Origin of the sequence: Salipiger mangrovisoli (assembly GCF_015223355.1) — a bacterium.
Classification (GTDB): domain Bacteria; phylum Pseudomonadota; class Alphaproteobacteria; order Rhodobacterales; family Rhodobacteraceae; genus Salipiger; species Salipiger mangrovisoli.
The window spans coordinates 90777-108153 of record NZ_JADFFK010000020.1 but is presented as its reverse complement, the minus strand read 5'-3'; the positions used below and the strand labels follow the sequence as shown (position 1 = coordinate 108153).

The following is a 17377-nucleotide window of genomic DNA, read 5'->3' as shown; positions in this document are numbered from 1 at the left end:
TCACTCCTTGATGTCGATGATGAGGTTGCCCTTGGCGTCCACATGCGCGGTGCCTTCCGGGCCCATGACGATGCTGGACTCGCGCTGCTCGATGATCGCCGGCCCGGCGATGGGCGCATTCACCTCGAGCGCGTAGTGATCGTAGATCGGGGTCTGGACCGCGCGGCCGAGCGTGTCGAAGTAGATCTCGCGGTGCCCCTTCAGCGGCTGCGGGCCGACCTTCACCGCCACCGGCCGGCGCGCCTCGGCCTTCTGGCCGCTGGCCCGCATGCGCCATGTGATGATCTCGATCGCCGAGTTCTCGACCTTGCGGCCGAAGAGCTCGATGTAATGCGCGTAGAAGCGCGCCTCGAGTTCGGCGAGGAACTCGTCCTTCGGCAGCGCGAGGTCCGGCAGGATCACCGAGATCTCGTGGCCCTGCCCGACGTGGCGCATGTCGACCGAGTAGCGCAGGTCGATGGTCTCTGCCGCGACGCCCGCCGCGGTCACCACATCGGCGCCCTGCCGGGCGAGATCGGCCAGCAGCGGCTCGACCGTCGCCGCGTCCCAGTCGGCCAGTGCCATCGGCTGCGAGGCCGAGACGTCCACCGCCACCGGGGCGATCATCAGGCCCAGGGCCGAGGTGACACCCGCCCCCGTCGGGCAGATGATCCGCCGGATGCCGAGCTTGCGCGCGATGCCCCAGGCGTGCACCGGACCGGCGCCGCCGAAGGCGACCATCGGCAGCTGCCGCGGATCGACGCCGAGGTCGGTCGCATGCATCGAGGCGGCCTTGGCCATGGCCTCGTTGACCAGGTCATGGATGCCCCAGGCACAGCGCTCGCGGCTGACGCCCAGTTCCCCCGCCAGCCGGTCGATCGCCTCGATCGCCGCTTCTTTCGAGACCTTGAAGCTGCCACCGACGAAGTTCTCGGTGCCCATGTAGCCCAGCACGATATCGGCGTCGGTGACGGTCGGCTCGGTGCCGCCGCGCTGATAGGCCGCCGGCCCCGGCAGCGCCCCGGCCGAGCGCGGACCGACATTGAGCAGGCCGAGCGGGGTCTTGGCGGCGATCGAGCCGCCACCCGCGCCGATCTCGATCATGTGGATCGACTGGATCTTGAGCGGGAAGCCCGAGCCCTTGCGGAAGCGGTGGTAATGCGCCACCTCGAGCTCCGAGGCAATGGTCGGCTCGCCATTGGGGATCAGACAGAGCTTGGCGGTGGTGCCCCCCATGTCGAAGGAGAGCACGCTGGTCTCGCCGGCGATGCGGCCGAATTCCGCCGCGGCCACCGCTCCGGCGGCGGGGCCGGACTCGATCAGGCGCACCGGCAGCTTGGCGGCACGCGGGCTGGGCACCAGCCCGCCCGAAGAGGTCATCCACAGCAGGTCGCGGTCGATGCCGCGCTCGTGGAAGGCCGAGGCCAGCTCGGCCACGTGCTGTTCCATCAGCGGCCGGGTGTAGGCGTTCGCCACGGTGGTCGAGGCGCGGTCGAACTCGCGCACCTCGGGGCAGACGTCCGACGAGATGGTCACGAAGACGTCCGGCGCGACCTCGGCAAGGATGTCGCGGATCCGGCGCTCGTGGTCGGGGTACTTGTAGGCATGCAGCAGGCACACCGCGACCGAGCGCAACCCCTTGTCGGCAAAGCTCTGGCCGAGGGCGCGCACTGCCTCCTCGTCGAGCCCGCGGACCACCACGCCCTCGGCGGTGATGCGCTCCGGCGCGCCGAAGGTCTCGGCGCGGCTGACCAGCGGATCGGGATACTGGATCTTCAGGTCGTAAAGGTCGTAGCGCCCCTCGTTGCGGATGCGCAGGATGTCCTGGAAGCCCTCGGTGGTGATCAGCCCGGTCTCGGCCCCGCGGCGCTCGAGCACGGCGTTGGTGACAACCGTCGTGGCGCCAAGCACCTGCACGGTGTCGCGGTCGACGGTCTGCGCGTGCTGTTGGAGCAGCTCGCTGACCCCCTGGATCACCGCGTCGGCGGGGTTGAGCGGGGTCGAGAGCACCTTGTGCAGGTGCAACGCCCCGGCGTCGTCGAGCAGCGCGAAGTCGGTGAAGGTGCCGCCGGTGTCAAAAGCTAGTTTCGCCATGGTTGTCTCAGTCCTGAAAGTCTGTGTTTCGGCCGCAGGTCGCCGTTCGCGGCCCGGGCCGCGGTGCTCCTGCTTGTTCGGGAAGTGGGGATCGGCGGTGGCGCCCCTGTCCTGATCAGTCTAGCCGCAGGGCCGGATCAGGCGCCAACACCGGTCGTTACTAGCGCGATAAGGAATTGCTATGGGCAGCCTCCAGCTCGCGTTCGCCGCGCATCTTGCCGGTCAGGAAAAGTTCGCCCAGTTCGTCATGCGTGATCTCGGCCGGGCTGCCGTCCCAGATCACCTCGCCGAGCCGCAGGATGACCGCGCGGTCGGCGACCTCCATGGCCTTCTTGGTGTTCTGCTCGACCAGCAGGATGGTCATCCCGGTGTCGCGCAGCCGCAGGAGCTCGTCGAAGACGATCCCCACCGCCGCCGGTGAAAGCCCGACCGATGGTTCGTCCACCAGCAGCAGCTTCGGCCGCTGCAGCACCGCCATCGCCACCTCGAGCAGTTGCTGCTCGCCGCCCGACATGTTCCCGGCCAGCGTCTTGCGCCGCTTAGCGAGCGAGGGGAAAAGCTCGAGCACGTAGTCGCGCTCGGCCTTCACCTTGCCGTCACGGATCGTGTAGGCGGCCATCTCGAGGTTTTCCTGCACGGTCATCAGCGGGAAGTTGCAGCGCCCCTGCGGCACGTAGGAGATGCCGCGCCCGAGGATCTCGCGCGTGGCGAGCCGCTCGATGTGCTCGCCCTGCCACTTGATCTCGCCGCCCTTGAAGGTGGTCATCCCGAAGACCGTCTTCAGCAGCGTCGATTTGCCCGCGCCGTTCGGGCCCATCAGCGCCACGAACTCGCCCTGCGGCACGTCGAGCGTGACACCGTTGAGAATGTCGAGCGTGGCATAGCCCGCGCGCGCGTCACGGATCGAAAGAGTGATCGGATTATCCACCAAGATAGGCCTCCCGCACGTCCTTGTTGGCGATGACCTCGGCCGGCGTGCCCTCGCAGAGCTTGCGCCCCTGGTCGAGGACGATGGCGCGCGAGCAGAGGTTGGTCACCACGTCGATGTTGTGTTCGATGACGAGGAAGCTGACCCCCATCTCGCGGTTCGCGTATTGAATGGTATCAACCACACGCTCGATGAGCTTGGGGTTGATCCCGGCCATCGGCTCGTCGAGCATGATCAACCGCGGGTCGGGCATCAGCATCGAGGCGAACTGGATCAGCTTCTGCTGCCCGCCCGACAGGTTGCCCGCCGGCATGTGCGCAACGTGGCCGAGGCCAGTCAGCTCGATCAACTCCCGCGCGTGGCGGCGCAGACCGGCGACCCGATCGCGCGCGGCACGCCCGAAGCTGAAGGTCGAGGCGACGCTGGGAAAGGCGAACATCTGCCCGGCGATCACCAGGTTCTCCTCGACGTCGAGCTGCTTGAAGACCACGGTCTTCTGGAAGCTGCGCAGCATGCGGCCCTCGCGGGCGATGCGGTTGAGCGGCCAGTTGGTGATTTCCGTGCCCTCGAGCAGGACCTTGCCGGTGTCGGGCTCGGCAAGCCCGGTGGTGCAGTCGAAGAAGGTCGACTTGCCCGAGCCGTTCGGCCCGATCAGCCCGAGGATCTCGCCGCGGTCGATGTGCAGGTCGACGCTGTCCACCGCGCGCACCGCGCCGTAGCTCTTGGTCAGGCCCTTGACCTCGAGAATGGTCAGAGGTGCGGTCATGCGCTGCCCTCCTTGCGGGTGATGCCGCCGGCGCGGTCCCAGAGTTTCTGCAGCAGCGGCGCGAAGCCCTTGGGGAACTTGAAGACCAGCAGCAGCAGGCACAGCCCGTAGGCGATCATCCGCAGCTCGGGCGTGACGCGCAGCCCCTCGGACAGGCCGACGAAGAGGAAGGCGCCGAAGACCACGCCGGTGATCGAACCCGCACCGCCGCCGAGCACGATGATCAGCATGGTGGTGGTGTAGATGGTCTGGAACATCAGCGGGCTGGCGACCGAGATGTAGTGGACGTAGAGGCTGCCCCCCGCCCCGGCGAAGGCCGCGGCGATCACGAAGGCGGCAAGCCGGTATTTCCAGGTCGGCACACCCAGCGATTCCGCCAGCGTCTCGTTCTCGCGGATGGCCACGAGGTTGCGCCCGGCGGGCGAGCGCACCAGCAGCCAGAAGACGCCCGTCGCCAGCGCGCCGATGGCCAGCGCGAGGTAGTAGGTCTGCACCGGGCCGGCAACCTCGACGCTGGCGCCGAGCAGGCGGAAGGTCGGCTTGTCGATGTTCGACAGGCCCATGTCGCCGCGGGTCACGCTGATCCAGTTCTTCGAGATCGCCTGCCCGATGATGACGAAGCCGAGCGTGCACATCACGAAGGAGGTGGTCCGCAGCCGCAGCGCCGGGATGCCGAGCGGCACGGCAACGATCGCGGCCATCAGCGCGGCGCCAGCGAAGTTCACCGGGAAGGAGGTGCCGAGATGGATCGACATCAGAGCCGAGGTATAGGCGCCGAGCCCGAAGAAGGCCGCCTGCGCCAGCGACAGCATGCCGGTGTAGCCGACCAGCAGATTGAGCCCATGCGCCGGCAGCAGGAAGATCATCGCGATCACCGCCGCGTGCACGGCGTAGGTGCCCAGCACCAGCGGTGCGCAGAGCGCGACCAGCGCAAGACCGAGCACGAGCACCAGCCGCAGCGGCTGCACGCCCCTTGCCCCGTCGGATTGATATGGTTCGGTAAGGTTCATCTGGGTGTCTTTCGGAAGGAGGAACACCGGGCCGCGCCGGGGCGGCCTTCGGGGGCGTGGTCAGAAGCGGGCATGGCTCGAGAACAGGCCATGCGGGCGCCACAGCAGCATCAGGATCAGCGTGACGAAGCCGACGGAGTCGCGGTACTGCAGGCCGAACTGCCCGGCGACGAAGCTTTCCGCGATGCCGAGGATCATCGCCGCGATGAAGGTGCCGCGCACGTTGCCGAGCCCGCCCATGACGATGATCGGCAGCGTCTTGAAGGTGATGATCTCGCCCATGCTGCCATAGACCGACACGTTCACCGGCGCCGTCAGGATGCCCGAGAAGGCCGCCAGAGAGGTGCCGAGCACGAAGGTCGCGATCACCACGGTGCGCACGTCGATGCCGACGACGGCGCAGGCCTCGGTGTTCTGCGACACCGCGCGCATCGCCTTGCCGATGCGGGTGTGGCTGACCATCCATTCGAGGCCGGCGAAGACCAGGATGCACAGCCCGATGATCAGCAGCCGCTGCTGCGCGATGCCGATATCGCCGAAGAAGACCGGCTCGATGTAGCCCTCGGAGAAGAACTTGTAGCTCCCGCCGAAGGCCAGGATGACACTGTTCTGCAGCACCAGCGACACGCCGAGCGTGGCCACGACGCTGGCCTCGGGGGCGGCACCGATCATCCGCTCCATGACCAGGCGGCCGATGACGAAGGCGATCGCCGCCGTCACCGCCACGCCGATCACGATGGCTACGGGGTAGGGCACGCCAAGAGCACTGATCGCGTACCAACCTCCAAATGTGCCCAGCATGTAGTATTCGCCATGCGCGAAGTTGATCGCCCGGAGCACCCCGAAGATCATCGTCATGCCGACGGCGACGATCGCGTAGACGGACCCGGTCGAGATCCCGTTGAGGATCTGTTCAATCAGAAATTCCATTGCGTCTGCCCTACCCCTGGCCCTCAGTTGGCGTAGTCGACTTCGCCGGCGACCGATCCGGTGACCACCGGCTCGCCATCGACGATCTCGAGCATCAGGAGCGGGCGGATTGCCTGGTGGTGGTCGTCGAAGGTGATCGCGCCCATCGGGCTTTCGAAGCTGATCCCCTCCAGCGCCGCGACCACGGCGTCGGCGTCGGTGCTGTCTGCCTCGTCGATGGCCTGCGCGAGCATGTGAACGGTTTCCCAGTGGCCGTAGGCGTGGTTGTTCGGCTCTTCGCCGTCATAGGCCGCCTCGTAGCTGGCGACGAAGGCGGTCGAGCCCTCGGATTCGTAGGCGGGCAGCCAGGCAGCGGCCTCGATCGCGCCGTTCATCGCCTTGGGCGCGGCCTGGATGGTCGCGGCGGCGGAGAACTCGCCGTTGCCGATCAGCGGAAGCTTCCCGGCGAGCCCGGTCTCGATCATCTGGCGGGCGATGATCGGCGTGGTGTCGGCCAGACCGTACATCAGGATCGCGTCGGCGCCGGACTTGCGGATCGTGGTCAGCACCGCGCGGTAGTCGACCTCGCCTTCCTTGTAATAGTCCTCCGAGACCAGCTCGACCCCGGCCGCGCCGGTATATTTCTTGGTGAATTGGATCGCGCCCCGGCCGTAGTCGCTGTCCACCGACAGCACTGCCAGTTTCTTCAGACCCTTATCGGCAGCATATTCGACGATCGAGGCGGCGCGCACCTCGTCGGTGGGATAGTTGCGGAAGCTGTACTTGTAGCCACCGACACCGGCCTTGTAGGTGATCTCGGGGTTGGACGAGGCGGCGTTGAGCAGCACGATCCCGGCGTCCTCGACCAGCGGCTGCATCGCCAGCGTGACCGACGAGCAGATGTCGCCAATGATGAAATCGACCTCGTCCTGGTTGATCAGGCGCTGGGTCGCCGAGACGCCCTCGACCGGGGTGCAGACGCTGTCGGCGGGAATGATCTCGACGCTGTGGCCGTCGATGCCACCCGCATCGTTGATCTCTTTCGCGGCGAGTTCCGCGCCGCGCTGCGCGAAGGCGCCGTAACGGGCGTTGGCGCCGGAATTGGGCGAGACGAGGCCGATCTTGATGACCTCTTGCTGGGCGAATGCAGGGGTTGCGAGGCCGACGCAGAGCGCCAGCGCACTGCAACGCGTGAGAGCGCTGAATGCAGACTTCTTCATTTGATTTTCCCTGTTGATTTCAAATTTTTGATTACATCTTGCGATGCTTGGCAGGTCGCGCAGGGGGCCTGTCATCGAACAGCCATGTTCAAAGGCTGCCCCCTCGCCGTCGCGTCATCCACTCTTTACATTGTATGAGCGTATTCGATTTTCTTATGGCCAGAAGGTGAAGCCTGTCACAAGGCCTTTGCGATGCTCCGCCCCGCGGCGTGCTCCGGAAGGTCGGCAACCACCTGCAAGAGCACCGCCTTCACGGCCAGAGCGGCCTCGCTCATCGGCAGCGGATCGGGGGTGCAGAGGGCGACATCGGCGCTGATCGCGGGCTTGATAAGCGGGTGGGCGCTCAGACGCTCCAGCCCCGAGGTTCCCAGCACCACGGAAAGCGGCAGGATCGCGCCGCCAATTCCTGTGCGAACTGCCTCCGAAAGCGCCGAAATTGATTCAATCTCGGCGGCGATCTCGAGCTCGACGCGCGCGCGGGCAAAGGCATCGTCGATCAACTTGCGCAGGAAATGCCCCTTGCCCGGCAGCACCAGCGGCACGCCTTTCAACGCCTGGACCTCGATCGGCGCGCCCGGTGCGAAGAGCGCGTCCTGATCGGTGCCGCACACGTAATAGAGCTCTTCGGTGAACAGCGGTGCGAGCTGCGTCCCCTTGATCGGGTGGCTGGCGTAGATCACCGCCATGTCCATCCGCCCGCTCATCACCAGTTCCGACAGAATCTGCCCGAAGCTGTCGTTGATGTGCACGGTGATCCCGGGATGCTGGCGCCGCACCTCGCGGATGATCGGCAGAGAGAGGGTGGAGCTGGCGCTGTAGGTGGCGAGCCCCACCGAGACATGCCCGGTCAGGACCTCGCCCGCGCGCTCGACATCCAGCGTCGCCTGATCGAGGTATTTCAGCATGAACTGCGCGTGCCGGTAGAGCACCAGCCCCGCCTGCGTCGGGCTGATTCCGCTGTTGGATCGCAGGAGAAGCTTCTGCCCGAAGTGCTGCTCGAGCGCGGCAAGTTGCTGGCTGAGCGCGGGCTGCGCGGTGTTGAGAAGCGCCGCCGCGCGCGAGATGCTGCCGGCATCGATGATCTTCACGAAGTTCGCCAGTTTTCGGAAATCAACGATCATTGGCGCTCCTGTTATGCCCAAGCGGGGGCGCTGCTTCGCCCTCTGCCCGCAGTCTAGCGAAAGGCGTCGTCACGGCGCAAATGCCGAGCGGGCCGCAGGCACAAAAAAAGGCTGTCCCCGCGGGGACAGCCCTCTGCGCATGCGATTGATGCAGACGGTCAGCTCAATCTGGCGCAGGCCTCCGCGATGCGCGCACAGGCCGCGTCGATGACCTCCGCCGAGGTCGCCGTGGAGATGCGGAAGTACGGCTCGAGCCCGTAGGCCGCGCCATGCACCGCCGCGACGCCCGCCTCTTCGAGCAGGTAGAGCACGAAGTCCGCATCATTCGCGATCTTGCGGCCCGAAGGCGTGGTCTTGCCAAGCGTGCCGGCGCAGCTGGCGTAGATGTAGAAGGCCCCATCGGGAGTCAGACAGGACAGGCCGGGAATGGCATTGAGCCGCTCGACCGCAAGGTCGCGCCGTTCGCGGTAAACGGCGACCTGCGTGTCGACCTCTCCTTGGTCACCGGAGAGCGCGGCGGCAGCGGCTGCCTGGCTGACCGAGGACGGGCAGGAAGACATCTGCGACTGCAGCTTGTTGATCGCCGCGATGAGCGGCACCGGGCCGACGCCGTAGCCGATGCGCCAGCCGGTCATCGCATGCGATTTCGACACGCCGTTGACCACCAGCGCCCGATCGGCCAGCTCGGGGCAGACGGTCAGGATGCTCACCGCGTCGAACTCCGCGAACCAGATGCGGTCGTAGATCTCGTCGCAGAGGACCCAGACATGCGGATGCCGCGCCAGCACCTCGCCGAGCGCACGCAACTCGTCCGCCGAATAGGCAACGCCCGTGGGATTCGACGGCGAGTTCAGGATCAGCCAGCGGGTCTGCGGCGTGATGGCGGCCTCAAGCGCGGCCGGCGTCAGCTTGAAACGCACCTCTTCCGGGCAAGGCACGATCACCGGCGTACCTTCATTGGCGATGACCATGTCGGGATAGGACACCCAGTAGGGCGCGGGGATGATCACCTCGTCGCCTTTCTCGACAGTGGCCATGAGCGCCAGGAAGAGGATCTGCTTGGCCCCGCCGCCGACGCAGACTTGCGCGTCCGTCGCCGGGATGTTCAGGCGGCGTGCAAAGTCGCCGCGGATCGCCGCACGCAGCTCGGGCGTGCCGTTCACCGGCGTGTACTTGGTCTGCCCTGCAGACATGGCTTCCGCGGCTGCGGCCTTGATCGCTTCGGGCGTGTCGAAGTCGGGCTCACCGACAGTGAGGTTGAGAATGTCCTTGCCCTCTGCCTTGAGGTCCCGGGCCTTCTGCGCGGCCTCGGTCGTGGGCGAGACGCGGATGTTCGAAACGCGGGCGGCGGGTCGGAAATTGCTCATGGTACCTCCAGGAAATGCGCGGACCGTTGCGCTCTGGCTTAACACCCCCCTTCCCGCCTGAGATGGCAGGATGACGAACTACCGCCATAAAAAATTCATATGCCCGGCCACCCGGTCCCGCCTCCCGCCATCACCCCGTCCGCCGGCCCGGAAATGGGCTGACAGCAAACCTCTTTGGCTTTATGGATATTCAAAACCATTACGGGATGCCGATGACACTTTCTCCTGAACACCGTGAAGCACTTGCCCCCAGGGGTCACCTGCGCGCCGCGCTGAACCATGGCAACTTCGTCCTCGTGGGGCGTGACCAAAGCCGGAAGCCCTTTGGCATCAGCGTCGATCTTGCCACCGAGTTCGCCAGGGCCTGCGGGCTCGACCTCGAGTTCGTGGAGTTCGAGCGGGCGGTCGATGTCTCGTCGTCCGCAACGGGCGACCTGTGGGACATCTGCTTTCTCGCGGTGGATCCGAAACGCGCCGAGACGATCGACTTCACCATGCCCTACATCCGCATCGAGGGGCGCTACCTGGCGGGTGCGCATTGCAACGCCGCGGATGCCGGCGCTCTGATCTCGTCGGGTGCGAAGGTCGGCTCGGTCGATGGCAGCGCCTACACGCTGACCCTTGCGCGGCAGGAGGGGGCGGAGAACCTCGTGCTCTTCGAAAACCTCGGCGCCGCGCTCGAAGCGCTGGATGGGGGCAAGGTCGACGCGATCGCTGGCATTGGCGATGCCATGGCGCATGAAGGCGCGACGCGCCCCGGCGCGCGCGTGTTGTCGCCGCCCTTCATGGAAATCCGTCAGGCCATGGCAATGCCGCAGGGCCGCCCCGACGCCTCGCGGATCCTCAAGGACTGGCTGTCCGAGGCGGCAAGGTCCGGGCTGACCGGTGACATCCTCGAACGCCACGGCGTCGCGCGCAGCTGCGCCATCCTGCCCGAGTGATCCGCCGCCGCCGGAGCAACCTTCCCGGCGGCGCGCCAAGCGCAGTGCCATGAGCGATGGGCGATGGGCGATGCGCCAAAAGCCTGCCGCGCGCCGTGCTTGGTGCAGGTCGACCAAGGCGCATGGCGGTCCGGCAGTCGGCCGAGCGAAACGTCCCTGATGCGCGCAGCCCTGGAGGCTGGCGACGTCACCCGTCGCCAGCACTCGAAGGACTCTCTTGCGGAACCGGTCAGGCGCTCCGATGCGCCCGCGCCGTATCGTCGAGCCGTTCCGCCAAGATCTTTGGCAGAACGCCCCCCGCCTTCAGCGTCTCGATTTCCTGCGCCGTCTCGACCGCGACCCTTCCCTCGATCCGGGCAATGAGGTCCGAGCGCAGGACCCGCACCTCGGTCGGCTGACCGGGCCGGAGGGTTTCGGCGTCGAGGGTGATCTCGACGGTATCGGTGACCCGGAAACCGCTGGTTTCGGGCTGGAAGGCGCCGTCGATCTCGATCGGGACGATCCCCATGCCGATCAGGTTGGTGCGGTGGATGCGCTCGAAGCTGCGGGCGATCACCGCGCGCACCCCGAGCAGCGCCGCGCCCTTGGCAGCCCAGTCCCGGCTCGAGCCCATGCCGTAGCGCTCACCGGCAAAGATCACCGCCGGCACATCGTCACGCTCCATCCGGGCCGCGGCCTCGTGCAGCGGCAGAACCGATCCGTCCTCCATCCGCAGATGGGCGGGCGGCAGGTCACGGTTCAGGTGGTTTACCGCCATCCGGTTGGTGAAGAGGCCGCGCAGCATCACCTCCCAGTTGCCGCGATAGCTGGCGTAGACGTTGAGGTTTGCCGGATCGCCGCCGCGCTCGATCAGCCAGCGGCCCGCCTCGCTCTCGGGGTCGATCCAGCCCGCAGGAGAAATATGGTCCGTGGTGATGTCGTCGCCGAGCACCAGCAGCGGCCGCGCGGTGATCGTCCCGAGCGTGGGGCCGGTGGCCGCGCGCGCGAATTTCGGACGGCGCAGCGACCGGCTGTCCGGGTCCCAGGGGAAGCGATCGCTGCGCGGCGCTTCGAGCGCGGCCCAGTCGGCGCTGGCCAGCGCGGCACGAAAGTCCGCGTGCACATCCTCGGCACGGAAGGCCTGCGCCATGGCGGCGTCGATCTCGTCGGCAGAGGGCCAGATGTCCGCCAGATACACCGGCCCGCCCGGCCCGGTGCCCAGCGGATCCTTCAGGATGTCGGCGCGAACATGACCCAGCAGCGCGAAGGCCACCACCATCGGCGGCGAGGCAAGGAAGCCGAGGTCGAGCTTGGCATGCACCCGGCCGGGGAAGTTGCGGTTGCCCGAGAGCACGGCGGCGACCGCCTTGCCTTCGGCAAGCGCGTCCTCGACCGCCGCAGGCAGCGGGCCGGAGTTGCCGATGCAGGTGGTGCAGCCGAAGCCGACGATGCCGAAGCCCACGGCGCCCAGATCGTCGAGCAGCCCCGCGCGGGCGAGGTAGCTCGCGGCAGAGGGCGATCCCGGAGCGAGCGAGGTCTTCACCCAATCCGGCGGCGTGAGGCCGCGGGCCCGCGCCTTGCGCGCCAGCAGCCCCGCGGCGATCAGCAGCCGCGGGTCGGAGGTGTTGGTGCAGCTGGTGATCGCGGCAACGCCGATGCCGCCATCCGGCAGCCCCTCGGGGCGCCCGGACAGGGGCGGCAACTCGCGCCCCACGGCCTCGGCCACCGCCTGCCGCGTGTCCGAGGCGGGCAGGCTGTCCTGCGGCCGGCGCGGCCCGGCAAGCGTCGGGGTCAGGACAGAGAGATCGATCTCGATGCCCCGGTCGAAATGCGGCGTCGCCTCGGGATCGAACCAGAGACCCATGGAGCGGAACAGCGGCTCGACGGTTTCGGTGATCCGCGCCGGTCGGCCGGTGCGTTTCAGATAGTCGACACTGCGCGCATCGGCGGCGAAGAAGCCGGTGGTGGCACCATATTCGGGGGCCATGTTGGCGATCACCGCGCGATCGTCGGCCGAGAGGGTCGAAACCCCGGGGCCATGGAACTCGACATAGGCCCCGGTGACCCCGAGCCTGCGCAGCCGCGCGGTGATCTCGAGCGCCAGGTCGGTGGAGAGGACCCCCTCGCGCAGCGCGCCGGTCAGCCGCACGCCAACCACCTCGGGCAGCGCCAGCGAGACGGTCTGGCCGAACATGATACTTTCCGCCTCGAGCCCGCCGATGCCCCAGGCGAGCACGCCGATGCCGTTGATCATCGGGGTATGGCTGTCGGTGCCGAGCATCATGTCGGGATGCGCCCGGCTGCCCTCGATCTCGATCAGCGTCGCGTATTGCTCGAGGTTCAGCGTGTGCATGATGCCGGTGCCGGGCGGGTTCACGTGCACCGTGTCCATCACCTCGGAGGCCCATTTCATGAAGCTGTAGCGCTCGGCGTTGCGGGCGATCTCGTTCTGCTGGTTGATCCGCCAGGCGCCATTCTGGCCGTAGAGGTCCACCGCGAGCGAGTGATCGACCGAGACCTCGACCGGCAGAACCGGCGACAGCACGCGCGGATCGGCGCCGCCCTCGGCGAGCGCATCGCGCAGCCCGGCGATATCGGCGAGCGCGGGCGTGCAGGTGGTGTCATGCATCAGCAGGCGGTTGGGGCGGAAGTCCAGCTCGAACGGCGTCCGGCGGCCCTCGGCCCAATCTTCAAGCGCGGCGCAGAGCGGGGCCGCCTCGCCGCCGTTGCGCAGATGGTTCTCTGCCAGCAGGCGCAGGACGTGCGGCAGGCGCGCCAGCAACTCCTCGCCAAGGACCGCCTTCAGGTCGGTGGCCTCGAGCGCGCCTTGGGGTGTGTCAATCGTGGTGACGGGGATCATTGCGCAATCCTTCTTTCCAATGGACGCCTCTGCGATGTGCCGCCCGCGCCGGTGCGCGCCGGGAGGGGACGGCAACCGGCGCGGGCGGCGTGGCGCGGATCGTGAAACCCGCCGCGCCACTGGCCGGGGCGCACGCACGCCCCGGACCGTCTCTTGTCGTCCCGGTCAGTCGCCGACCGCGATCTCGTCACTTTCCTCGGCGATTGCCCGCTTCACCTTGCGGCCGAAGATCATCGGCGCGACGAAGCCGATGATGGCGAGCGCCCAGAGCGTGATCGAGAGCGGGCTGCCGACGAGGGTCAGCCAGTCACCGTCCGAGAGCGTCATGGCGCGGCGCAGGTTCACCTCCATCTCGTTGCCGAGCAGGATGCCGAGGATGACCGGCACCAGCGGGATGTCGAGCTTGCGGAAGAGCCAGCCGACAACGCCGAAGATCACCATCAGGATGAGATCGAAGGACGAGCCGGAGATGCCGTAGATCCCCACGAAGCTGACCATCGCCACAAGCGGCATCAGGATGTGCACCGGCACCAGCAGCACGCGGCTGAAGAGGCCGACCAGCGGGATGTTGAGGATCAGCAGCATCACGTTGGCGATGAAGAGCGCCGCGATCAGGCCCCAGACCACATCGGGGTTCTGCGAGAAGAGCAGCGGCCCGGGCGTGATGTTGAGCGACAGCAGCACCGCCAGCAGCACCGCCGTGGTGCCAGAGCCCGGCACGCCGAGCGCCAGCATCGGCACCAGCGCACCGCCCGCAGCGGCGTTGTTGCCGACCTCCGGCGCGGCGACGCCGCGCGGGTCGCCCTTGCCGAAGGTCTTGCCGGTCGGATCGACGATCTGCTTTTCGACCGAGTAGGACAGGAACGAGCCCAGCGAGGCCCCTGCTCCGGGCAGCACGCCCGCCAGGAAGCCGATCACCGTGCTGCGCCCGAAGGTCGGAATGCAGCTGCGGATCATGCTCCAGGGTGCCAGGACCCGGCCGATCGAGGTGATGCCCTGCTCCTTGTGGTCCCCGCTGCCCCGGTGCTCGAGGAAGATGAAGACCTCGGAGAGGGCGAAGAGCCCGACGATGGCGATCAGGAAGTCGATGCCGTCGAAGAGATGCACCTCGCCGAAGGTGAAGCGCTGCACGCCGGTCTGGGTGTCGACACCGATCATCGCGATGGCAAGGCCAACGGCGGCGGCGAAGGCAGCCTTGGCCTGGTTGGTCGACGAGATGCCGCCGAGCGTGGCGAAGGCGATGGTGAAGAGCGCGAAATATTCCGCCGGACCGAAGAGCAGCGCGATCTTGACCAGCTGCGGCGCCAGCAGCGCGAGCCCGATGGTCGCGAAGATCGCGCCGATGAACGACGCGATGCCCGAGAGCGAGAGCGCCTCGCCGGCCATGCCCTTGCGCGCCATCGGGTAGCCATCGAGGCAGGTCATCATCGCCGGCTCGTCGCCGGGGATGTTGAGCAGGATCGAGCTGATCCGCCCGCCGTACATGGCCCCGTAATAGACCGAGGTCATCAGGATGAGCGACGGCAGCGGCCCGAGCCCGATCGAGAAGGCGATCGGGATGAGGATGGCGACGCCGTTCGCCGGCCCGAGACCGGGCAGCGCGCCCATCATCGTGCCGAGGAAGGCACCGATGAGGGCGATGCCGAGGTTGGAGAAGGTGAGCGCGGCGTCAAAGCCGACGCCGAGAGACGACAGAAATTCCATGTGCTGACCTCAGATGCCGAGCGGACCCACGGCCAGCGAGAGGCCGAGCACGAGTTTGAAGACGACCCAGATCCCGACCGAGAGGCCGATGCCGGTCAGCACGGCGCCGACGGGCGTGCCGCCGAGGCGCCAGCTCATGTAGCCGGCGGCCAGCGCGGTGCAGATCAGGAAGCCCAGCTTGGGCAGCAGGATCGCGTAGAGCAGGCAGACCGCGATGGCGAAGCCGATCTCGGCCAGCCGGTTGAGCGACGGCCAGACCGGGTCGGGATCGGGCCGCAGGATGAACCAGACCGAGCAGATCGCGATGATCACGCCGATGATGATGGGGAAGGTCGCGGGGCCGACGACATCGGCCATGAAGCTTTCGGGAATGATCGTGGCGGCCCAGATGTAGAATGCGGCAAGGGCAAGCCCGATCCCCCCCATGATGCGATCGCTCATGCGGTGTCCTCTTTTGGTGAGGGGCGGCCGGAGATCACTCCCCGGCCCGCCGATGATTTACTGAATGAGGCCGATTTCCTTCGAGAGCGCGCGGATCTCGGCGACGTTCTCATGCACGAACTTGTCGGCATCGGCGCCGAAGAGGTCGAGCGCCTCGATGCCCTGGTCAGCGCGGATCTTCTGGAACTCTTCCGAGGCGACCATTTTCTGGATCGCCTGGTTCCAGGCGTCATAGGTCTCGTCCGAGATGCCCTTGGGCACGTAGAGGCCGCGCCAGTTCGGGCCGGTCACGTCGTAGCCCTGCTCGATGGCGGTGGGGAACTGGTCGAACTGCTCGAGACGCTCGGGCGAGAGCACCGCGACGATGCGCATGTCGCCCGCCTCGACGAAGCCGCGCACTTCCGAGAAATCGCCCGAGAAGGCGGTGATCGAGCCACCCAGAACCTGGGTCATCGCCTCGCCGCCACCCGAGAAGGCGACGTATTTGACCTGCCGGACGTCCTCGAGCTCGGCCACCTTGGCCAGCTTCAGGATCTTCAGGTGGTCATAGCCGCCGACCGCCGAGCCACCGGCGAAGGAGACCGAACGCGGGTCCGCCTTCATCATCTCGACCAGCTCGGGCAGGTCATCGATCTCGCTGTCGGCAGCCACGGCGATCACGCCGTATTCCGCGCCGAAGGAGGCGAGCCAGCGCACGTCATCCTCGGTCGCGCCGGGGAAGGCGCCCTGGGCAAGGCGGGTGGTGGTGCCGTTCGAGGCGGCGATCAGGAGCTTTTCGTCCTCGTTGCGCTTCGAGACAACGTGGGCATATGCCACGCCGCCGCCACCACCGGTCATGTTGGTGACCTGCATGGTGCCGTCGATGAGCCCCTCGTCGCGCAGGACCTTGGCCACGGTGCGGCAGATGAAGTCCCAGCCGCCGCCCGGCGCTGCGGGGGCGATGCATTCGGTGTTCGAGGGCTTGTCCTGCGCTGCGACCGGCAGGGCGGTAACTGCTGCCAGGACGGCCGCGCTGAGAATGCGAATCATGATTGTCCTCCCTTGATTCCGTCCCCCCTTTTGGACTTTTGACTACATAAATGCAAACCATTTTGGTTTTTGGCACCCGAAAGAGCCAACTTGCACTTTCTCACAAATGAGTGTTCATTTGTACCAAGGAGGACCGGGATGCGCAGCGCTGATCTTGCCCAGAAAATTTCGAACCGGGTGATCCGCGAGATCGCCGAAGGCCACTATAATGCCGGCGACCGCCTGACGACGCAGTCGATCGCGGACCGCTACGGTGTGTCCCGCACACCCGTGCGCTCGGCTCTCGGCCTGCTCGCCGACCAGGGCATTCTCGGGCAGGTTCCGAACCGCGGCTATTTCGTCAGCCGCACGATCCCGGACGGCGCGCTGACCGCGACCAACCAGGACGAGCTCACCCGTGAATACCAGTCGCTTGCCGAGGATTGGATCCGCGACCGGATCCCAGAGGAGATGACCGAGCTCGCGCTTCGAGAGCGCTATTCCTGGACAAAGGTGCGCACGCAGGAACTGCTGGGCCGCGCGCAGCGCGAGGGCTGGGCCGAGCGCAAGGAGGGCTATGGCTGGCGCTTCCTGCCGGTCGCCAAGACGCCCGAGGCCTTTGACCAGATCTATCGCTTCCGCATCGCCAACGAGCCCGTCGCGATGCTGGAGCCCACCTTCAAGATCGATTTCCGCAAGCTGGCGGAATTGCGCGAGGTGCAGGAAAAGCTGGTGCACGCGGATCCGGCGACGATGCCCAACGAGACCATCCTGCAGCACGGCGCCGACTTCCACGAGAGCCTCGTGGCGATGTCCGGCAACCCCTTCTTCCTGATCGCGCTCGAGCGGGTCAACCGGATGCGCCGCCTCATGGAGTATCGCGCGCGGGTGGACCGGGGCCGGCTGGCAAACGAATGCGGCGAGCACCTGGAGATCCTGACGCTGCTCGAGCAGGAGCGCATTTCCGAAGCCTCGGCGCGGCTGCGCCGGCACCTCGAGGACGCCCGCGATCGCAAGGCGCCGAACGCCCGCGCCTGGGCCGAAGGCTGA

At 67.1% G+C, this 17377-nt stretch carries 14 protein-coding genes; 2 read left to right on the top strand and 12 right to left on the bottom strand.

All coding sequences use genetic code 11. From position 1 onward, the window contains the following. The 8 genes from IQ782_RS22490 to IQ782_RS22455 form a co-directional block, all read right to left on the bottom strand. Window positions 1–2073 carry a hydantoinase/oxoprolinase family protein gene (locus IQ782_RS22490; RefSeq protein WP_194136919.1) on the bottom strand — a complete coding sequence of 691 codons (2073 nt, stop codon included), beginning with the start codon at window positions 2071–2073 and terminating at the stop codon, window positions 1–3. Window positions 2074–2233: 160 nt separating this feature from the next. Beyond that, on the bottom strand, window positions 2234–3001 hold the full coding sequence (locus tag IQ782_RS22485) for an ATP-binding cassette domain-containing protein (RefSeq protein ID WP_194136918.1): 768 nt from the start codon (window positions 2999–3001) through the stop codon (window positions 2234–2236). Continuing rightward, window positions 2994–3767, bottom strand: a complete 774-nt coding sequence (locus IQ782_RS22480) for an ABC transporter ATP-binding protein (RefSeq protein WP_194136917.1) — start codon at window positions 3765–3767, stop codon at window positions 2994–2996. The genes IQ782_RS22485 and IQ782_RS22480 overlap by 8 nt, the downstream gene beginning before the upstream one ends. Further along, the gene (locus tag IQ782_RS22475) at window positions 3764–4777 is read right to left on the bottom strand and encodes a branched-chain amino acid ABC transporter permease (protein ID WP_194136916.1); all 1014 of its coding nucleotides are present in this window, start codon (window positions 4775–4777) and stop codon (window positions 3764–3766) included. Before IQ782_RS22475 ends, IQ782_RS22480 begins: the two co-directional genes overlap by 4 nt. Window positions 4778–4837: 60 nt before the next feature. After that, the gene (locus IQ782_RS22470) at window positions 4838–5707 is read right to left on the bottom strand and encodes a branched-chain amino acid ABC transporter permease (RefSeq protein ID WP_194136915.1); all 870 of its coding nucleotides are present in this window, start codon (window positions 5705–5707) and stop codon (window positions 4838–4840) included. A 23-nt stretch (window positions 5708–5730) separates the two neighbouring features. Then, on the bottom strand, window positions 5731–6906 hold the full coding sequence (locus tag IQ782_RS22465) for an ABC transporter substrate-binding protein (RefSeq protein WP_194136914.1): 1176 nt from the start codon (window positions 6904–6906) through the stop codon (window positions 5731–5733). Window positions 6907–7082: 176 nt separating this feature from the next. After that, a complete protein-coding gene (locus tag IQ782_RS22460; protein ID WP_194136913.1) occupies window positions 7083–8027 on the bottom strand; it encodes a LysR substrate-binding domain-containing protein in 945 nt (314 codons plus the stop codon). A gap of 158 nt (window positions 8028–8185) precedes the next feature. Next, the gene (locus tag IQ782_RS22455; RefSeq protein WP_194136912.1) at window positions 8186–9394 is read right to left on the bottom strand and encodes an aspartate transaminase; all 1209 of its coding nucleotides are present in this window, start codon (window positions 9392–9394) and stop codon (window positions 8186–8188) included. Window positions 9395–9606: 212 nt separating this feature from the next. Between IQ782_RS22455 and IQ782_RS22450 the strand changes: the two genes are divergently transcribed. Continuing rightward, complete coding sequence (locus IQ782_RS22450; RefSeq protein ID WP_194136911.1) at window positions 9607–10335, top strand: transporter substrate-binding domain-containing protein; 729 nt, start codon at window positions 9607–9609, stop codon at window positions 10333–10335. A 229-nt stretch (window positions 10336–10564) separates the two neighbouring features. Here IQ782_RS22450 and acnA read toward each other — a convergent pair whose 3' ends face one another. The 4 genes from acnA to IQ782_RS22430 form a co-directional block, all read right to left on the bottom strand. Next, window positions 10565–13174 carry an aconitate hydratase AcnA gene (gene acnA / locus IQ782_RS22445; RefSeq protein WP_194136910.1) on the bottom strand — a complete coding sequence of 870 codons (2610 nt, stop codon included), beginning with the start codon at window positions 13172–13174 and terminating at the stop codon, window positions 10565–10567. Between the two features lie 165 nt (window positions 13175–13339). Then, window positions 13340–14878: a tripartite tricarboxylate transporter permease gene (locus IQ782_RS22440; RefSeq protein WP_194136909.1), complete on the bottom strand. Its 1539-nt coding sequence runs from the start codon at window positions 14876–14878 to the stop codon at window positions 13340–13342. A gap of 9 nt (window positions 14879–14887) precedes the next feature. Then, complete coding sequence (locus tag IQ782_RS22435) at window positions 14888–15319, bottom strand: tripartite tricarboxylate transporter TctB family protein (RefSeq protein ID WP_194136908.1); 432 nt, start codon at window positions 15317–15319, stop codon at window positions 14888–14890. 57 nt (window positions 15320–15376) lie between these two features. Next, a complete protein-coding gene (locus IQ782_RS22430) occupies window positions 15377–16348 on the bottom strand; it encodes a Bug family tripartite tricarboxylate transporter substrate binding protein (RefSeq protein WP_194136907.1) in 972 nt (323 codons plus the stop codon). 138 nt (window positions 16349–16486) lie between these two features. Between IQ782_RS22430 and IQ782_RS22425 the strand changes: the two genes are divergently transcribed. Next, entirely contained in the window at window positions 16487–17377 is an 891-nt protein-coding gene (locus IQ782_RS22425; RefSeq protein ID WP_194136906.1) for a GntR family transcriptional regulator, read from the top strand.